Source organism: Streptomyces sp. NPDC060064 (genome assembly GCF_042736455.1).
GTDB lineage: Bacteria > Actinomycetota > Actinomycetes > Streptomycetales > Streptomycetaceae > Streptomyces.
This window is the reverse complement of the sequence record NZ_JBHWWF010000002.1, coordinates 329520-348652: the sequence shown is the minus strand read 5'-3', so window position 1 is coordinate 348652 and position 19133 is coordinate 329520. Positions and strand designations below refer to the sequence as shown.

Genomic DNA, 19133 nt, shown 5'->3' with positions numbered 1-19133 from the left:
CCCAAGGGAGAGGTACGCCATGCACATCGCCCCCGAAACCCGCCCCGAGAATCTGGACATCGCGTTGTCCGGCCTGACCGCTCCGGACCTCGAGCAGTGGCTCACCGACCGCGTTGCCTTCCATCTGCACCGGTCCGCCGATGAGATCGACCCGACCACGCCGCTCGCCGACTACGGCATCGACTCGGTCGCGGCGATCGGCATCTGCGGCGAGATCGAGGAGCGGCATCGGCTACCGGTCTCCCCGACGATCGCCTATGACTTCCCCACGGTCCGCGCGATCAGTACGCATCTCGCCGAACGCCTCGCCGACCCTAGCGGCGGAGGGGCGTCATGACCGAGCGCGAACCGGTCGCGGTCGTCGGCCTCGACTGCCGCTTTCCGGGTGCCCGCGACCCGAAGGAGTTCTGGGAGCTCCTGATGGGAGGCCGGGACGGTACCCGCCGCGTCCCGGAACAGCGCTGGGACGCCGACCGCTACCACATGGCGCCCCCGACCAGTCCTGCCAGTACGTCCGAGGCCCGGCCGCCCGGCCGCAGCAACACCGTACGCGGTGGCTTCATCGACGATCCGGACGCCTTCGACCCACAGTTCTTCGGGATCTCACCACGCGAGGCGGCCGCCATGGACCCGCAGCAGCGGCTGCTGCTGCAGTGCTCCTGGCGCGCCATCGAGGATGCGGCGGTGGCCCCCGAGGACCTGGCCGGCACCGGAACCGGAGTGTTCGTCGGAGTCATGGCCAACGAATGGGCGTATCTGCAACTGTCGGACTACGACAGGATCACCGCCCGCTACGGTTCCGGCAACGGCTACTTCATGGGCGCCAACCGGGTCTCGTACCACCTCGACCTCAAGGGCCCCAGCCTGGCGGTGGACACGGCCTGCTCCTCGTCGCTCGTCGCCGTCCATCTCGCGGCAGGCGCACTGCGCGCGGGCGACTGCGACTACGCCCTGGCAGCGGGCACCAATCTGATCATGACGCCCGTCATCAACATCTTCTACGCCCAGGCCGGCCTCTCCGCGCCGGACGGACGATGCAAGCCCTTCAGCGCGTCGGCCGACGGAATCGGACGGGCCGAGGGCATCGCGGTGCTGGTGCTGCGCCGGCTCAGCGACGCCCTGGCCGAGCGCCAGCCGGTGTACGCCGTGCTGAGTGGGAGCGGGGTCAACCAGGACGGGCGCAGCAATGGGATCACCGCCCCCAATCGCTGGGCCCAGCAGCAACTCATCGAGGGCGTCTGGCAGTCGGCCGGGGTCACCGCGGACGACATCCGCTTCATCGAGGCGCACGGCACCGGCACCCTGCTCGGCGACATGATGGAGGCGCAGGCGCTCGGTCACTTTGCCGGTGACCGCCGCGCCGGGAGCATCGCGCTGGGTTCGGTCAAGAGCAACTTCGGGCATGCCGAGGGGGCGGCCGGGATCGCCGGGATCGTCAAGACCGCGCTCGCTCTGCATCACCGGACCGTGCCCCCCAGCCGCTTCGCCGACGACGAGAACCCCGAACTCCAGCTGGCCCAGCGGCGGCTTTCGCTGCTCAAGTCCCCGCTGCGGCTTCCGTCCGGCACCGTGCACGCCGCCGTCAGCAGCTTCGGCATCGGCGGCACCAACGCGCACGCGGTGCTGTCCTCCGCGCCTCGAGCGGTACACCGGTCCGGCGACAGGGCGCCGGGAGTGTTCACCGTGTCCGCCCGTTCCGCACGGCAACTGCGCCCCAACCTGCTGGCCCAGGCCGAGGCCCTGGCCCGCCTGCCCGAGGACCGGCTGGCGCAACTGTGCTGGACCAGCAACCGGGTCAAGTCCCGGCTGCCGCACCGGGTGGCCGTCGCCGCCGCGGGCCTGACCGAACTGGTGGCGGGGCTGCGCGACGCGGCGGAGCGCTCCGAGGGCGGCGGGCCGGCCGGCGGCGCGCGGCGGACGGTACCCGCGGTGGCGTTCGCCTTCACCGGTCAGGGCGCGCAGCACCCCCGTATGGCCGCCTCCTGGTACACCGAGTCCCCCGTCTACGCGCGGCTGTTGGACGAGATCGACAAGATTCTCGCCGGCCATCTCGGGCTGTCGGTGCGCGACGCCGTACTCGACGGCGACCCGGGCATCGACTGTACGGGCCTGGCCCAGCCCGCGCTGTTCGCGGTGGAGTACGCGATGGCCGGCACCCTCGTCGAGGCCGGGATCAGACCCTCGTTCGTCATCGGACACAGCGTCGGCGAGTTCGCCGCCGCGTGCACGGCCGGCGCGCTCGATCCCGGGGACGCCGCCAGGCTGGTCGCGCGCCGGGGCGCCCTGATGGAAGCACTCCCCGACGGGGGCGGCATGCTCTCGGTGCCGCTGGGCGCGACCGGCGTAGAGGCGCTGCTGGGCGAGGATACGCGGCTGTGTGTTGCCGCGCTCAACGGCCCGGACAGCACGGTCGTCGCCGGCGATGTGGCCGAACTGGACGCACTGCGCGCCGCGTTGGCCGACCGGGGTATGGCCTCGCGTCCGCTGGCCGTCTCACACGCCTTCCACTCGCCGCTGATGCGGCCCGTCGTGGCGGAGTTCCGCCGCGCGGCAGACGTGCCGGTGCGCCGGCCCACAGTGCCGTACTTCTCCACGGTGTACGGGCGCCGCACGGCCGATGACGAGACCCTGGACGCGGACTACTGGACGGAACAGATCACCGCGCCGGTACGGTTCGCCGAGGCCGCGACCGGGTTGTTCGCCGCCGGAGCCACCCACATCGTGGAGATCGGCCCGCGCGCCGCCCTCACTCCGCTGCTCGCGCGCCTCAAGCCGGACACCGGCCGCCCGGTGAGCTGCCACGCCGCCCACCCCGGGCACCGCGCGCCGGGGCACCGGCTGTACCAGCTGCTCGGGGAACTGTGGTGCGCCGGGCTCACCCCCGACTGGGACGCGCTGTACCAGGAGGCGGACCGGGTGCCGCGCCGGCTGCCGCCGTATCTCTTCGACGACACCTTCCGCGCCTGGCGCTCCGCCGACGCACCAGAACTGCCCGTGTCCACTTCCCTCGCCACGGACGCGGCAGCCGCGGCACCGCCGACGGCGGACCGTGGAGAATCGTGCCCGCCGACCCGTTCCGGTGAACCCCCGCACCTCGTCTCCGAGGTGACGCACCGTCTGATCTGCCAGGTCGGCGGGCACGAACCGCCCCAGGTGCACGGCCGTTCACGCCTGCACGAAGACCTCGGCTTCGACTCGATCCAGGTGATGGAGCTCAAGACCCGTATCGAGAACGAGCTGCCCCGGCTCGGCAGTCTCCCGATCGAGGAGCTGCTCGCCAGTCTGGAGACCGTGGGCGACCTCACCCGCTATCTGCACGACCGTCTGCTGACACCGTCCATACCGGAAGGAAGGCACTCATGACCGTCCCCACCGCGCACCTGGTCTCGGTCGGCACCTGTCTGCCGGGCGAACCGGTGGACAACGCGACACTGGCAAAGCTCGTCGGCGTCGACGAGCAGTGGGCCGAGATGTTCATCGGCAACACCAGCAGGTACTTCGCCGTCGACCTGGCGACCGGTCACGTCCGGCACAGCCTCGCCGATATCGCGGCGACCGCCGGGGACCGGGCCCTGACGGAAGCGGGCCTGGAACCGGGGGACGTCGACTGCATCGTCATGGGCACGGCCACCCCGGACCAGTTGATGCCCGCCACCGTGAACCTCGTGGCGGACCGTCTCGGTATCGACAACGTTCCCACCTACCAGCTCCAGTCCGGCTGCGCCGGGGCCGTTCAGGCACTCGACGTGGCCCGCACCCTGCTGCTCGCCGGGCGCTGCGCGACCGTGCTGGTGATCGGCGGCGATGTGTGCGCCAAACACCTGGAGACGGACTTCGACCCCGGCTCCCGTACCTCCGCCGAACTCGTCAACTATGTGCTCTTCGGCGACGGAGCAGGTGCCGCGGTGCTCAGCGCAGAGCCCCTCGGCCACGGCATCGAGATCCGCCAGGTGCTCAATCGGCTGGTGGGCCTCGGCAAGAAGCCGGGTCAGGTCATCGACTGGTTCGGCCTCGGAGACCGGCACAGCGACCGGACGGTGATCTCCGAGGACTACAAGGCCATCGAAGCGGCTGTGCCCGGCCTGGCATCGCAGATGTTCTGGGAACTCCTCGACGACCTGGGCTGGGCGGCCGACCAGGTGGACTACCTGCTCCCGCCCCAGCTCTCCGGCCGGATGAGCGACCGTATCTCCGCGGAGATGCCCGCCCCGGACGCCCGGCGCATCAACGTCGTACGCACCGTGGGCAACAACGGCAACGCCCTGCCGTTCCTCCAGCTCGCCGAGCTGACCGAGCAGTGGCAGGGCCCCGGACGCGCCGTCGCGGTCGCTGTCGAGTCCAGCAAGTGGATCAAGTCCGGCATCGCCCTGGAGCGCACATGACCACCACGCAACGCACCGCGGCAGACAACACGGAACGCACCACGACCCACACCACGCCCCGCACCGCGGTCACCGCCGCGGGCGACAGCGGCACCTGGCGGGATCCCGGGGCGCTGCGCACCCTGCGCAGCGCGTACGCCGCCGGCCGGCTGGAGGCCGAGTACGGATCGGTCCGTGCCCTGCTCACCCGCTTGCCGGAGAGCGATCTGCCTGCGGCGGGCCAGCTGCTGGCCCGTCTCGACCGCGAGGCGGTCGCACGGCTCCACCCGGACCTGCCGGTGGTCACCGTCGCCGTCACCGGCCAGTCCACGGTCGCACCGCTCGTCGGCCCGCTCACCGCTCAACTCGCCCGGCACGGGCTGCTGCTCGACCCGGTGGTCTCCCCCTACGGCTCGTATCTGCAGGACCTGCTGGGGCCCGCACGGTCCGGCGACGGCGCCCGGCAGCCCCTGGTCACCCTGTGCCTCCTCGACCCGCATACGGTCTTCGAGCAGGTGCCCGTGCCCTGGCGGGTCGAGGACGTCGAGGCCGCGGCCCGGGACAGACTGGCTCTCCTCGGCAAGGCAGCGAACACCCACCAGGACGGCGGCCGGGGGCTCTTGGTACTCAACACCGTGCCGCTGCTGCACCACCACGCCCACCAACTGGTCGATCTGCGCTCCCGAGCCCGGCTGGGCGCCGTGTGGCGCGAGTTCAACAGCGGGCTGCTCGCCCTCGCCCAGCAGCATCCCGGCGTGGTCGTCGTCGACCTCGACCCGCTGGTGAGCCTGGGCACGCCCGCGTACGAGCCACGCACCGGCCTGTACGCCAAGGCCAGGCTGGCCGAGGGGCTGCTCTCCGGCTACGCGAGGGAGGTCGGCCATCTCGTCCTGGGCCGCCTGGGCAGGACTCGTAAATGCCTGGTGCTGGACCTGGACGGCACACTGTGGGGCGGAGTGCTCGGTGAGGAGGGCCCGGACGGCATCGAGCTCGGCGCCGGGTTCCGCGGGGAGGCCTTCCTGGAGTTCCAGCGGGTGCTCGCCCAGCTCGGCTCGCAGGGCGTGCTGCTCGCCGTGAGCAGCAAGAACGACGCGGGCGCGGTGCGCGAAGTGCTGCGCGACCATCCTTCGATGCTGCTGCGCGAGGACGACTTCGTCTGTGTCAACGCCAACTGGTCGGCCAAGCACGACAACCTGCGGGACATCTCCGAGCGGCTGGGCCTTGGCCTTGACAGCTTCGTCTTCGTCGACGACAGCCTCTTCGAGTGCGGACTGGTCAGGGAGCAGCTGCCCGAGGTCGCCGTGGTCCACGTCGACCAGGAGCCGGCCCTGCATCCGTCCGCGCTGCTCGCCGACGGCTGGTTCGACCTGCCCCAGCTCACCGAGGAGGACCGCGAACGGACGGGCCGCTATCGTACCGAGGCCCGGCGGCAGGAGTTCCGCGAGGACATCGGCTCCTACCAGGACTACCTGGACGGGCTCGGAATCGAGGTCGCCGTGCGGCCGGCGGACCCGTCGGAGGCACCGCGGGTTTCCCAACTCACCCTGCGCACCAACCAGTTCCACCTCGCAGCCGCGCGCATGCAGGTTCCGCAGGTGCTTCAGTGGGCCGGACTCCCGGGCCACAGCGCGCTCGTGGTGTCCGCCCGCGACCGGTTCGGCGACCACGGGCTCGTCGGTGCGGTGTTCCTGCGCCGCGACGCGGAGCAGCTGCGCATCGACAACTTCGTGCTGAGTTGCAGGGTCTTCTCCCGGGGCATCGAGAGCGGATGCCTGAGTGTGGTGCTCGATCATGCCCGCGCCATCGGTGCCCGCGTCACGACGGGCCGCTTTCTGCCCACGCCCAGGAACGCCGCCTTCGCCTCCTTCTACACCGACCACGGCTTCACCCCCGCCGGGCCGGACCCGTACGACCCCACCGTCGCCTTCTTCCACCACGACCTGCGCGACATCGCCCCCGCACCCGCCCATCTGCGCCTGCACACCGCCTTCGAGGGAGACCGGACATGACCACCGCCATCGCGGACACCGCGGCGTTCTGCACCCTCCTGGAGGAGGAGCTCGGCCTGCACATCACGCCCGAGGACCTCGACCGCCCCTTGGACGACGTCCCCGAATGGGACTCGGTGCACCTGCTGCGCCTGGTCACCGTCGTGGAGAGCCTCACGGGCCGGCCTGTCCCGGTGGCCGGGCTGTTGGAGGCCATCACCTTCCGGGAGATGTACGACGTAGTGGTCCGCGCATGACGACCACCGTCGCGACGCCGACGGCCTGCCTGGTCCGGGCGCCCCGGGAGAACGCCCGGCTGCGGCTGTTCTGCTTCCACCACGCGGGTGGCGGGGCCTCGTTCTTCGCCCCGTGGCCTGCCCGGGTGGCGCCCGAAATCGACGTCCTGCCGGTGCAGTTGCCCGGGCGCGAGTCACGCTTCCGCGAGCCCCGCTTCCGCGATGCCGGGACGCTGGCCGAGGCCCTCGAGCGCGAACTCGCCCCCTGGCTGGACCGGCCGTACGCCGTCTACGGGCACAGCATGGGCGCCCTGGTGGCCTTCGCGCTGGCGGCAGCCCGGATGCGGGGCGGGGGCCGGGCGCCGCTGATGCTGTTCGTCGGCGCCTACGGTGCCCCGCACCTCACTCCGCCGCTGCCGCCGGCCGACCGGTACGCGGACGTGGAACTCGCCCGTTTCCTGGTGGACATCGGAGGGCTCAGCCCACAGTTCCTCGGCCGGGACGACTGGCTGCGGGCCCTGCTGCCCATCATCCGGGACGACTTGCGGATCTGTGCCAGTCACCGGCGGGCGGGGCTGCCTGATCCGGACGACGAGGAGGCGCGGCTGCCGCTCGACATCCATGCCTTCGCGGGTGAGGGCGACCGGCTCGTGGACCCGGGCGCCGTGTGGTTGTGGGAGCGGTACGCCCGGCGCTTCCGGATGTCCACTGTGCCGGGCGGCCACTTCTTCCCGCGCGAGGAGCCAGGACCGTTCTTCGACGTACTCAACCGCTCGCTGACCGAGCTCATCGCGGATCCGGGCGGACGACACGGGGAACCTGTGTAATCCGGCGTGTTATCTCCTCGGCGTTCTTCTCGTACCTCGGGCGCTGGTCGTGGATGCCGGGCATGACCCACAGTGGGCGTGCCGAGCCGTCCGCGAAGACGAGCCCGTCGGCGTCGGGCCTCAGCCCCGTCACCGTCAGCGCGAACGGCTCGAGGTAGTCGATCTCATTGTCGGCGGTGAGGCGGAAGGGGCGGTCGTGGCCGGGGTAGATGACATCCGCCAGATCGATGACCCGGTCGATGCTGCGTGATGCCTGCTCGGCGTCCCAGAAGACGAGGGGGTTGCGGCGTGTCCGGGCAACGTAGGCGAAGTGCAGTGCGTCGCCGGTGATCGCGCTCCGCCCGGCATCGGTGTCCACCAGCACCCCGATGCTGCCGGGCGAATGCCCCGGCAGCCCGACAGCGGTGACGCCGGGGATGATGTCCTCCCCGTCCGCGACCTCGCGGACGGGTAGTTGTTCGAGCAGCAGTCCGGTCCACGCGGGGGTGGCCCAGTCGTTGGTATGCGGCGTGTGGGCGTACCGCCGCTCGTCGCTGTGGATCAGCAGGGTCGCCTGTGGGAACAGATCGATGTTCTGTACGTGGTCCCAGTGGGCGTGCGTGAGCACCACGGTGTCGATGTCCGCCGCCGTGAGCCCGCGGGCGGCGAGCGCGTCCCACAGGTGGGGGCGCCGTCCGACGTGCGCGGCGTCGACGAGGATGTTCCGGTTCCGCCCCGCGGCGTCGGTTCCGCGGACCAGGAAGACTCCGCAGAAGGCGGGATAGCCCTGGTCGGTGTCGATGGCGAAGCCGGGCAGGAGAATGTCGATCGTCGGCATGGAACTCCCTTGTCGCTGGCTGCTGTTGATGGTCTGCGGGCTGTGGTCGGGGCAGCGGTCCGGGTCACTGGTCCGGCGCGTCGGGGACGACGGAGCGCAGCGCTTCGAGGCTCCGGGGATTCACGAGGGTGGACAGGTCGCCGGGCGGATCGCCGGTGACACAGTCGCGGATCAGGCGCCGCATCACCTTTCCGCTACGGGTCCTGGGCAGAGCGGGAAGTGCAATCACTCGGCCGGGCCGGAAGGCGTGCCCGAGCGCGTCGGCCACGCGCTCACGGATCCGGTCTGCGTCCGACGCGGCAAGCCGGCCGCGCGAGGGGACCACGAAGCACCAGAGGACTTCCCCCTTGATGCGGTGCGGCACCCCGACAGCTGCGGCCTCGGCCACTGCCGGGTCCCCGAGGACGGCCTCTTCGACCTCGGCCGGCCCGAGCCGCTTGCCTGCCACCTTGATGACGTCGTCCAGCCGGCCGTGCAGGAACCACTCCTCGCCGACGCAGGAGGCGAGGTCGCCGTGGGACCAGAGGCCCGGCCGCCGGCTGAAGTACGTATGGGCGAAACGCTCCGGCGCCCGCCACAGTCCGCGGGTCATCCCCGGCCAGGCTCGCCGGACCACCAGCTCGCCCAGTTCTCCCGCGGCGACCTCGGTGCCGTCGGCGTCGACGACGGCGGCATCGATGCCCAGGCAGGGGCCTGCGAAGCTGCAGGGCGACTGCGGCACGGTGGGCGAGGATCCCAGGAGCGACCCACCGACCTCCGTACCTCCGCTGATATTGATCACGGGGCAGCGCCGGCCGCCGAATTCCGCGAAATACCACTGCCAGGCATCCTCGGTCCAGGGTTCCCCGGTGGAGCCCAGAATCCTCAGCCGGGTGGAGGCGGGCGGGGCGGCCGGGGCGGGGTCTCGCGTCATCAGCGTCCGCGACAGGCTGGGCGAGCTCCCGAAGACCGTGACCCGGTGGTCGTCCAGCAGTCGCCACAGCCGGGCAGGGTCCGGATGGTCGATCGCGCCTTCGTACGCCAGGACGCAGGCACCCGCGAGGGTGCAGCCGACGGCGACAAGCGGAAACATGATCCAGCCGGGGTCGGTGACCCAGAAGGCCACATCGTCCGGGCGGACGTCGAGGTTGTAGCGGACTTCCGAGCCGACCTGCAACGGAAAGCCGCCGTGGGTATGGACCGTGCCCTTGGGCCGTCCGGTGGTGCCGGAGGTGTGCATGAGAAGGAAGGGGGCGCTGCCGGGGAGCGAGACGGTCGCGGCGGGCTCCGCCTCGACCAGCCGGTCCCAGCTCGTGGCCGCCGGACGAGCCGACGACGTGTCGTCCATCGACCCGCGCGTCAACTCCTCGGTGACGACGACGAGATGATGTACTGCGGGCACCTTCTCCGCCGCTGCACGGGCGACCGACTCCATGTCGTGCCGAGTGCCGCGCCGGGTCGTGGCAGCAGCAGTGACGAGCACCTGTGCCTCGGCGTCCGCCAGCCGTACGGCGAGCGCCTCGGAGCCGAAGCCGGAGAACATCGGCGCCAGTACGGCTCCGATGCGGGCGCAGGCGAAGAGCAGCACGAAGGCCTCGGGACCGGGTGGCAGAAATGCCGCCACCCGGTCCCCCACCCCCACCCCGAGACCGCGCAGCCCGGTGGCGACCCGGGCGCTCAGCTGCGCCACCTCGCCGTAGCCGAGCCGGCCGCCGGACCCGTCCTCGCGCTCCCAGCGCAACGCGACGGCGTCACCACGGCCCTCCCGCACATGGCGTTCGAGGCAGGAGTCGACGAGATTCGTGCGGCCGCCCGGGAACCAGCGGGTGGCGGCGATACCACCGCGGTCGTCGCAGGTGCGCAGCGGCGGTTCGTGCCAGACAATGCCGATGTCACGAGCGGCGTGGGACCAGTACCACTCCGGATCGGCGACGGAACGGCCGTGCAGCTCACGGTATCCGTCGATGCGGTGGGCGCGGCAGAACGCGGCAACATTGCTGTGCTCGGTCAACTCGCGGCCCGGGAACCAGACATACTCGCCCATCAGACACTCCCCGGATTCTCGATCAGCGCGGCGATGCCCTGGCCACCTCCGATGCACATGGCGATCACGGCGAACCGCCCGCCGGTTCGGCGCAGTTCGTGCGCGGCCTTGAGCAGCAGGATCGTGCCCGTGGCGCCGATGGGGTGTCCCAGCGCGATCGCTCCGCCGTTCGGATTGACCCGGTCGGGCTCGAGCTTGAGGTCGTCCATCACTGCAAGGACCTGGGCGGCGAAGGCCTCGTTGAGCTCGATCACCTGGACGTCGTCGAGGAGGAGGCCGGTGCGCTGCAGCAGTTTCCTGATGGCCTCGGCGGGCGCGAATCCCATGATCTCCGGTTCGAGCGCAGTGACGACCGTGTCGCGCAGCCAGCACAAGGGGGCGGTTCCGTGGGGGAGATCGGCACCGCGCATCAGCACCACGGCGGCGGCACCGTCGTTGAGCCCCGCCGAGTTCCCCGCAGTGACCGTGCCGTCATCGGTGAACGCGGGAGCGAGCGCCGCGAGTTTCTGCAGGGTGGTGCCGGGGCGCGGGTGTTCGTCCTGCTCGACAGCGCCGTCCGGAGTGATCACGGGCACGATCTGGTCGGCGAACCGCCCGTCCGCAAGGGCCGCGGCGGCGCGGCGCTGACTCTCGGCGGCCCAACGGTCCTGGCGCTCCCGGGAGATGGAGAACAGTCCCGCCACGCGCTCACCCGTCATACCCATCGGAGCGTGCGCGAACGGGTCGGTGACCAGCGAGACGGTGCCGTCGATCCGGTGCTGCCCGAAGAGTTCGTCGGGGGCCCGCTCGCCGTAGTCGAGCAGCGGCTGGCGGGTCATCGACTCGTTGCCACCGGCCACCATGATCTCGGCCTCGCCGAGGGCAAGATTCTGTGCGGCGGACCAGACGGCCTGCATGCCGGACCCGCACAGCCGGTTGACGTTGTACGCGCGGACGTGGACCGGCAGTCCGGCGGCGAGTGCCGCGCGCCGGGCGTTGAACGCGTCCGGCCCCACCTGTCCCACACAGCCCAGGACCACTTCGTCGACGGCGTACAACTCGACGCCGGCGCGCACGATCGCTTCCTGGATCACCACGGCACCGAGCCGGTGCGCGGGGACCGAACGCAGCGCGCCCCGGTACCGCCCCACCGGCGTACGGGCCCCCTGGACAACGGCGATGTCGGACAGCATCAGATGTCACTCCTTCGCTGGGTACCCAGCAACAGGGCGTCCCGGTCGGGCCGTACCAGAAGCATCGAGATCACACCGCCGGCGATCAGCAGCCAGGCCGCGACATCGAAGGCCCGGCCATACCCCAGCGCTTCACTCGGCGCCGCATCGATGATCCGGCCGGTGACATACGGCGCGAGCAGACTGGAGAGGGCGGCGAGCGCGTACGACAGCCCCAGGGCGGCGCTGCGCCGTCCGGGCGGGGAGATGTCCGCGATGGCCGAGTTGGTCAGCGGTGTCTGCCCGTTGCCGGCGGAGAAGGCCACCACCAGCGGCAGCAGGAGGGCGCCGGGCCCCACGCGGGTGGTCAGCAGCAGGCAGGCCCCGGCGAGCAGTGGCAGCAGTGCGCCGAGCAGGCCCTGGGCGACCCGGGCGGTGGTGCCCCGGCGCAGCAGCCGCTGGGCGGCGATTCCGGCTGTGAGGACAAGGACGGCCATCAACAGTGCGGGCAGCCCGAGGATCCCGCTGATCTCCGCGTCGCTGAATCCCGCCTGTTCCTCCAGGAACAGCGGCAGCCAGGCGAATCCGAGGGCCAGGGTCCACATCACCGTGAAGGCGGAGAACGTGGCCCCGAGCCAGGTGCCGGTGGTGACGATGCGCCGGAAGGGCGCCTCGCCGGCGGCCGCGCCCGGTACAGCAACGGACAAGACATCCCCGACCGGGGCGGTGGCGTCCACCCGTGCGGCGTACGGTCCGCTTCCGCCGAGCCGCAACCAGGCGATCACCCAGAGGATCCCGATCCCGCCCAGCAGACCGAAGGAGGCGCGCCACCCGAGGGTGTTGCTGACCAGGATGACAAGGGGGGCGGCCACAATGGTGCCGCCCGCGCCCCCGGCGACGACCACGGCGGAGGGCAGCGACCGCTCCTTGCCCGGAAACCAGGTGAACGCTGTGTAGTTGGCCAGCGGATACCCCGGCCCCTCGCCCGCGCCGAGCACCACACGGGTGGCGACGAGTGCACCGAAGCCCGCCGCGGGCAGCAGGATCGGGAGCTGCGCCGCGGCCCAGACCAGCGCGAGTGCGGCGAGCAGCGGCCGGGCACGGATCCGGTCGCCAAGGAAGCCGACCGCGCCGGCCGAGACACTGAACAGCAGGTAGAAGCTGCTGGCGACGGTACCGAACTCGGTTGCAGTGAGACCGAGATCGTCCCTGATGGGGTCCGCGGTGAGGCCGAGTACGGCCTTGTCCGCGGCGTTGATCACGATGAAGAGCGCCAGCACGACCAGGACGGTGCGGGCGCGTCGGCGGGTGCCGTCGGCCGTGCTGCCGGGGTGCACTTCGGTTTCGAGTCCCATCACACGGCCAGTCGCTCGTCCAGCCGGTCGGACAACGCCTTGTCGTCGAAAAGGAACTTCATCAGAACCCCTCCCAGCGGAACGGAACGGCACCGTTCCGGAGCATTGCGCGGAACGTACACCGGGAATTGACGGAACGCAACCGTTCCGTTCCGTGCTAATCTCCGATCATGGACACAAGCCCTGCCGGCGATCTCGTCCGCCCTGCCACCGGCGCCGCCCTCCTCCGGGAGTCCGTGACGCAGACGATCCGACGGGCCATGTTCGAGGAGCTGGCGGAGACCGGGTATGCCCGTATGTCCATGGAAGCCGTGACCCGCCGCGCGGGCGTCGGCAAGGCCGCGCTCTACCGCCGCTGGCCTTCCAAAGAGGCGATGGTGGTGGACCTTGTGTCCGAGATGGCCGCCGAACACATCCCCACCACGACGGACTCGGGGTCGCTGAGTGGCGATGTCGAGAGGTTCATCAGGGAGACCATGGACGCGCTGCGGCATCCGCTGGTGGGCCGGATCATCCCTGATCTGCTGGCCGAGTCGGCTCGCAAAAATACCCTGCACGAGGCCCTTCATCAGGCGGTCCTCGAGCCCCGTCGCGCAGCCGTCGCGACGCTCCTGCGCCGGGCGACGGAGCGTGGCGAACTGCCGCCCGACATCGACACGAGCCTCGCCATCGACCTCTTCGGTGCCCCGCTGTACTTCCGCATGCTGGCCGCCGGCGGGCCGACGGACGACGGCTACGTCGCACGCCTCGTCAAGGCCATCGTGGCGGCCATCACCGCCGGCCGCTGACCGCGCCCGACGAAGGACCCGCAGTTGCGGGAGTTTCCGGAATTGGTCGGCTGCCGGGCCGTCGCGCCCTCACAGCCCGGCGGGGCAACGAGTCGCGCATGCGAGGCGGCAGTGTGACGCTGGGAGGATGAGCTGGGCATCGTGGACGACTACCGGAGTGTTCTCAGGGCGCGGAGGGGTGCTCACGGACGAGGTCGGCGTGGTGACCGGGGACCTCACCGTGCATACCACCTGGGCGGATGGTGAAGCACGGGTCGCTGTGCAGTTCAGCGGGGCATCGGACTGGTTCACGATGTCGGGCAGTCCAACGTCCTGCCCTTCCGAGAGCGACAGCCGCACACTCCATGACGCCGTGGTGCAAGCCGTGCGGGACGGTGACGCTGCCACCGTTCCGTGTCTGCCGCCCCAGACCTCGGTGCAGTGATGCCCTGTCCGCGACCTGGTGGTCGTGGGGATCAGCAACTCGGCGGCCGGCAGTGGGTGTTCTGGTGACCGGCAGCGCGAGCTCGTTGAGCGCGGCCCACGGATGAGGAAGCCGAAGGGCGCGATGCGGACGACGGGCCGGAGAGACGGGACCGCCCCGGCCGGACAGAAGTGCCGGCCGGGGCGGAACAGGTGCGGGCGAAGGACGGGTGCCTCCGTGGCGAAGGCTCTTGTCGGGCTTCAGCCCAACGATCGCCGCATGGGCAGTGGCAAGCCCCGGGACCCCTCACCCGTCCGCAGCCATCGCGTCAGCCGAGGATCGCGAGGGCCTGGTTGAAGGTCGCCGACGGACGCATGACCGCCGAGGCCTTAGAGGCGTCCGGCTGGTAGTAGCCACCGATGTCGACCGGCGAGCCCTGCACCGCGATCAGCTCGTCGACGATGGTCTGCTCCTGCTCGCTCAGCGTCTTGGCGAGGGCGGCGAACGCCTCCGCGAGCTGGGCGTCGTCGGTCTGCTTCGCCAGCTCCTGCGCCCAGTAGAGCGCCAGGTAGAAGTGGCTCCCACGGTTGTCGATGCCACCAAGCCGGCGGCTGGGCGACTTGTTCTCGTTGAGGAAGGCGCCGGTCGCCCGGTCCAGTGTGTCGGCGAGCACCTGAGCGCGCGCATTGCCCGTCGTCTGCGCGAGGTGCTCGAAGCTGACCGCGAGCGCGAGGAACTCGCCCAGGCTGTCCCAGCGCAGGTAGTTCTCCTTGACGAGCTGCTGGACGTGCTTGGGCGCGGAGCCGCCGGCGCCGGTCTCGAACAGTCCGCCACCGTTCATGAGCGGGACGACGGAGAGCATCTTCGCGCTCGTGCCGAGCTCAAGGATCGGGAACAGGTCGGTCAGGTAGTCGCGCAGCACGTTGCCGGTGACCGAGATCGTGTCCTCGCCGCGGCGGATGCGCTCCAGGGAGAACGCGGTCGCGTCGACCGGCGACAAGATCTCGATCCGCAGCCCGTCGGTGTCGTGCTCGGCGAGGTAGGTCCTGACCTTCTCAATGAGGACCGCGTCGTGCGCGCGGCCCTCGTCGAGCCAGAACACCGCCGGGGCGCCGGTCGCGCGGGCGCGGGTGACGGCGAGCTTGACCCAGTCCTGGATCGGCAGGTCCTTGGTCTGGCACATGCGGAAGATGTCGCCGGCGCCCACGGCCTGCTCGAGCACGACGTTGCCACCACCGTCGACGACCCGCACCGTTCCCGTGGCAGGGATCTCGAAGGTCTTGTCGTGGCTGCCGTACTCCTCGGCCTTCTGCGCCATGAGGCCGACGTTGGGCACCGAGCCCATCGTCGACGGGTCGAAGGCGCCGTTCGCGCGGCAGTCGTCGATGACGACCTGGTAGATGCCTGCGTAGCTGCTGTCGGGGAGAACCGCGAGGGTGTCGGCCTCCTGGCCGTCCGGGCCCCACATGTGACCGGAGGTGCGGATCATGGCCGGCATGGAGGCGTCGACGATGACATCGCTCGGTACGTGCAGATTGGTGATGCCCCGGTCGGAGTCGACCATCGCCAGGGCCGGGCCCTCAGCGAGCTCGGCCTCGAAGGACGCCTTGATCGCCGCGCCCTCGGGCAGCGACTCCAGGCCCTTGAGGATGCCACCGAGCCCGTCGTTCGGGCTCAGTCCGGCCGCGGCGAGCGCCGCGCCGTGCTCGGCGAACGTCTTCGGGAAGAAGGCCCGTACTACGTGACCGAAGATGATCGGGTCGGAGACCTTCATCATCGTGGCCTTCAGGTGCACCGAGAACAGGACGCCCTCGGCCTTGGCACGCGCGACCTGCGCGGTGAAGAACTCACGCAGCGCCGCCACCCGCATCACCGACGCGTCCACGACCTCGCCCGCCAGCACGGGCACCGACTCGCGCAGGACGGTGGTGCTGCCGTCGTCCCCCGCCAGCTCGATGCGCAGTGAGCCGTCCTCGGCGATGACCGCGGACTTCTCGGTGGAGCGGAAGTCGTCGGCGTCCATGTGCGCGACGTTCGTCTTCGAGTCGGAGACCCACGCACCCATCCTGTGCGGGTGCGCCTTGGCGTAGTTCTTCACCGACGCCGGGGCACGGCGGTCGGAGTTGCCCTCACGCAGCACCGGGTTGACGGCACTGCCCTTGACCTTGTCGTAACGCGCGCGGACGTCACGGTCCTCGTCGGACTTCGGGTCGTCCGGGTAGTCCGGCAGCGCGTAGCCCTGCTGCTGCAGCTCAGCGATCGCCGCCTTCAGCTGCGGGATCGAAGCCGAGATGTTCGGCAGCTTGATGATGTTCGCGCCGGGCGTCTTGGCCAGCTCGCCGAGCTCGGCGAGGGCGTCGTCGACCCGCTGGCCCTCTTCCAGGCGCTCGGGGAAGCTGGCGACAATGCGCCCCGCGAGCGAGATGTCACGCGTCTCCACAGTGACCCCGGCCGTCGAGGCGTAGGCCTGGACCACAGGCAAGAACGAATGGGTCGCCAGGGCCGGGGCCTCGTCAGTGTGCGTATAGATGATGGTCGAGTCAGTCACCGGGTGCTCCGCTCCACGTCTGCAACATTGCTCGACATCAAGATATCTCGTGACCGCACCCCTCTCGACAGGGCCCTGGCCTACCCGCACACCCCGGTCAGAGCTCGCGCCGTGGCAGGACGGCCTCCGCCCACACCTGCTTCCCGCCGCCGAGCGGCACGGAGCCGTACGACGCCGACACCGCCTCGACAAGCAGGATCCCCCGGCCACCGGTCGCCTCCCAGTCCATACTCGCCGGTTTGACGGGCGCGCGCGGCGACGAGTCGTTCACCGCCACCCTCAGCCGCTCCCCCGTGAATGTGAGATCGAGGCGCACCTGACCCTGGGTGTGCACCAGAGCATTGGTGACCAGCTCGGAGGCGATCAGCAGGATCGCGTCGCGCTCTTCCGTCACGTTCCAGGAGCGCAGTGTGCGGGAGGTGAAGCGGCGCGCGTGCGCGACCGCGTCGGGCAGCCTCCACACCGTCCAGGTCGCCCGGAGCGGCCGAACCCCTATCCCGTCGTAGCGCAGGAGCATCAGGGCCACATCGTCGTCGCGCCGGTTGACGCCGCCGAGCAGTTCGTCGGCCATCCGCCCGGCATCGGACGGATCGGCGGTGGAGAGTGCGTCGCACACGCGGCGCATGCCGTCGTCCAGGTGAAGGCTCGACGACTCGACCAGGCCGTCCGTCAGCAGCGCGAGAACCGCGCCCGGGACCAGTGCGACCGTGGTCATCGGGAACTCTGCCTCCGCCACCACGCCCAGCGGCGGCCCACCCTCGATCTCCACCTCCCCGGTACCGCCGCCCGGGATACGAAGCAACGGCGGGAGATGCCCCGCCCGGACGCACCAGGCGGTGCCCTCCTCCATGTCGATGGCGACATAGCAGCAGGTGGCGAAGAGGTCGGTCTCCATGCCGACAAGCAGGCGATTGGCGCGGGAGACGACCACGTCGGGCGGATGGCCCTCCACGGCATAGGCCCTGATCGCCGTACGCATCTGGCCCATGATCGTCGCGGCACCCGCGTTGTGCCCCTGCACATCCCCGACGACCAGCGCCACATGGTTCTCGGAGAGCGGGATCACGTCGTACCAGTCGCCGCCCACCGCCAGTCCCACCGTCGCCGGCAGATAGCGGGCGACGGCCACCGCGCCGGACAGCTGCGGGAGCTTACGGGGCAGCAGGCTGCGCTGGAGCATGGTGGCGAGCTCGTGCTCGGCGTCGAGCGCACGGGCGCGCACCAGGGCCTGTCCCACCAGGCCCGCGGTCGCGGTGAGCAGGTACCGCTCCTCGGGGCCGAACGCGTGCGGCTCGTCCCATCCGACCAGGCACGCGCCGACCACCCGGCCTTCGGCCGGGAGCGGCAGAACGGCGAGACCACCGGGGCCCACGCCCCTGAGGCCCGGTTCAAGGGTGGAACCCGCCGTCCACAGGCTCATGCGGCCCTCGCGCACCGCGGCCTCCAGAGTGGGCAGCGCGCCCGCGGGCGCATCGGGCCACTCGGACCGCCATTCGGACCGCCAGAGCCCCGGCCAGGCATCGGGTTCCGGTGGATCGAGGACTGTGACCACCAACCGGTCGCCCTCCAGCTCGGCAAGAGCCACCCGATCTGCTTCCAGCGGGTCACGCAGGGCGACGACCACCGCCCTGCTGACGTCCCGGACAGTCATCGCACCGGCCAGCGCGACGGACAGTCGCTGCACCCTGGAGACCTCGTCGGCGGTGGGCCGCAGATGCGAGGCGTCGGCGACCACTCCGAGCACCCGCTCCGGTCTGCCTTCGCTGTCCGCCAGCACCCGGTACCGCAGGCGCAGCCAGCGCAGCTCGCCGTTGGGGCGGCGGATGCGGAACTCGAGTTCCCGGCCACCGGCGGTTATGTGGCCCGGCTCGACGACGGACATCAGCGCGGGCAGATCGTCGGGGACGGTGTGCGCCAGCAGTGTCTCCAGACGTCCGTCGAAGTCGTCCCGCGCGATGTCGACCAGGTTGAGCACCCGGGCGTCCACGTCGATCCGCCCCGTGCTCAGGAGCAGGGTGAACGAGCCGACGCAGAAGCGGTCCAGGGCGGGGCCCAGCATCGGCCGGGGCCCCGTGCGGCCGGTGCGGGAGTCAGGTTCACCGCCTGCTTCGAGCCATGCGGTGACCTGGTCGGCGTAGAGCTCCAGAAAGTTGCGCCGGTCGGCGTCGAAGCCGTCCGCGACGTCGTCCACGACAACCAGACAGCCCAGCGGAATGCCGTTCGCACCGAGCGGCAGTGCGCCCAGCGAGATGTTGGCGGGCAGGATCTCCGGGGGGTTCTCGCCGTAGGCGGCGATCCCCGCCGCGTTCAGCCACAGGGGGCGGCCGGTGTGGAAGGCGTCCGCCACCGGAGAACGACCGGAGAGAGGATAGCTGGGCGACAGCCCGTACAGGGCGCCGGACCCTCCCGCCGACTCCGCAAGCTCCAGACTGTCGTTCCTCTTGCCCAGCACATAGACAGCGGCCAGCACCGCCCCACCGAAGACCCGGATCCGCTCTCTCACAGTCCCCAGCGCCCCGGTCGCCGGGCGCGGACACGCTTCGCCCGGCCCACGAGGTGAACCCGTGGGCTCGGTGGCTCCATCGCCGGACGTCTCATCTTCCCTCGCATCCGACCGGTCTTCGCAGAGCGAGCCG

General features: G+C 70.8%; 14 protein-coding genes. 8 read left to right on the top strand and 6 right to left on the bottom strand.

Translation table 11 applies throughout. The annotated features are described in order from the left end of the window. The first annotated feature begins 19 nt into the window (after positions 1-19). The 6 genes from ACFWDI_RS03785 to ACFWDI_RS03760 are packed head-to-tail and all read left to right on the top strand — an operon-like array spanning position 20 to position 7412. On the top strand, positions 20-337 hold the full coding sequence (locus tag ACFWDI_RS03785; protein WP_385301116.1) for an acyl carrier protein: 318 nt from the start codon (positions 20-22) through the stop codon (positions 335-337). Next, a complete protein-coding gene (locus ACFWDI_RS03780; protein ID WP_385301115.1) occupies positions 334-3363 on the top strand; it encodes a type I polyketide synthase in 3030 nt (1009 codons plus the stop codon). Before ACFWDI_RS03785 ends, ACFWDI_RS03780 begins: the two co-directional genes overlap by 4 nt. After that, positions 3360-4382, top strand: a complete 1023-nt coding sequence (locus ACFWDI_RS03775) for a 3-oxoacyl-ACP synthase III family protein (RefSeq protein WP_385301114.1) — start codon at positions 3360-3362, stop codon at positions 4380-4382. Before ACFWDI_RS03780 ends, ACFWDI_RS03775 begins: the two co-directional genes overlap by 4 nt. Then, positions 4379-6370 carry an HAD-IIIC family phosphatase gene (locus ACFWDI_RS03770; RefSeq protein ID WP_385301113.1) on the top strand — a complete coding sequence of 664 codons (1992 nt, stop codon included), beginning with the start codon at positions 4379-4381 and terminating at the stop codon, positions 6368-6370. Before ACFWDI_RS03775 ends, ACFWDI_RS03770 begins: the two co-directional genes overlap by 4 nt. Continuing rightward, entirely contained in the window at positions 6367-6606 is a 240-nt protein-coding gene (locus tag ACFWDI_RS03765) for an acyl carrier protein (protein ID WP_327321520.1), read from the top strand. Before ACFWDI_RS03770 ends, ACFWDI_RS03765 begins: the two co-directional genes overlap by 4 nt. After that, entirely contained in the window at positions 6603-7412 is an 810-nt protein-coding gene (locus ACFWDI_RS03760; protein ID WP_385301112.1) for a thioesterase II family protein, read from the top strand. Before ACFWDI_RS03765 ends, ACFWDI_RS03760 begins: the two co-directional genes overlap by 4 nt. Here ACFWDI_RS03760 and ACFWDI_RS03755 read toward each other — a convergent pair. From ACFWDI_RS03755 to ACFWDI_RS03740, 4 genes are all read right to left on the bottom strand, one after another. Further along, the gene (locus ACFWDI_RS03755; protein ID WP_385301111.1) at positions 7372-8229 is read right to left on the bottom strand and encodes an MBL fold metallo-hydrolase; all 858 of its coding nucleotides are present in this window, start codon (positions 8227-8229) and stop codon (positions 7372-7374) included. The two genes, ACFWDI_RS03760 and ACFWDI_RS03755, sit on opposite strands and share 41 nt — an antisense overlap. A 64-nt stretch (positions 8230-8293) precedes the next feature. Beyond that, positions 8294-10252, bottom strand: coding sequence for an AMP-binding protein (locus tag ACFWDI_RS03750; protein WP_385301110.1), 1959 nt, complete (start codon positions 10250-10252; stop codon positions 8294-8296). Further along, positions 10252-11424, bottom strand: coding sequence for a thiolase family protein (locus tag ACFWDI_RS03745; RefSeq protein ID WP_385301109.1), 1173 nt, complete (start codon positions 11422-11424; stop codon positions 10252-10254). The genes ACFWDI_RS03750 and ACFWDI_RS03745 overlap by 1 nt, the downstream gene beginning before the upstream one ends. Beyond that, positions 11424-12758, bottom strand: a complete 1335-nt coding sequence (locus tag ACFWDI_RS03740; protein ID WP_385301107.1) for an MFS transporter — start codon at positions 12756-12758, stop codon at positions 11424-11426. Before ACFWDI_RS03740 ends, ACFWDI_RS03745 begins: the two co-directional genes overlap by 1 nt. Positions 12759-12928: 170 nt before the next feature. On the opposite strand from ACFWDI_RS03740, the gene ACFWDI_RS03735 reads away from it, so the two are divergent. Both ACFWDI_RS03735 and ACFWDI_RS03730 read left to right on the top strand, forming a co-directional pair. After that, on the top strand, positions 12929-13546 hold the full coding sequence (locus tag ACFWDI_RS03735) for a TetR/AcrR family transcriptional regulator (protein WP_385301106.1): 618 nt from the start codon (positions 12929-12931) through the stop codon (positions 13544-13546). Positions 13547-13673: 127 nt separating this feature from the next. Then, positions 13674-13970: a hypothetical protein gene (locus ACFWDI_RS03730; RefSeq protein WP_385301105.1), complete on the top strand. Its 297-nt coding sequence runs from the start codon at positions 13674-13676 to the stop codon at positions 13968-13970. 307 nt (positions 13971-14277) lie between these two features. Here the strand turns inward: ACFWDI_RS03730 and ACFWDI_RS03725 are convergent, their stop codons facing one another. Then, complete coding sequence (locus ACFWDI_RS03725; RefSeq protein ID WP_385301104.1) at positions 14278-16497, bottom strand: NADP-dependent isocitrate dehydrogenase; 2220 nt, start codon at positions 16495-16497, stop codon at positions 14278-14280. Positions 16498-16594: 97 nt separating this feature from the next. Beyond that, positions 16595-19000 (bottom strand): SpoIIE family protein phosphatase, encoded by a 2406-nt coding sequence (locus ACFWDI_RS03720; protein WP_385301103.1) that lies wholly within the window; start codon positions 18998-19000, stop codon positions 16595-16597. Between the last annotated feature and the right edge of the window lie 133 nt (positions 19001-19133).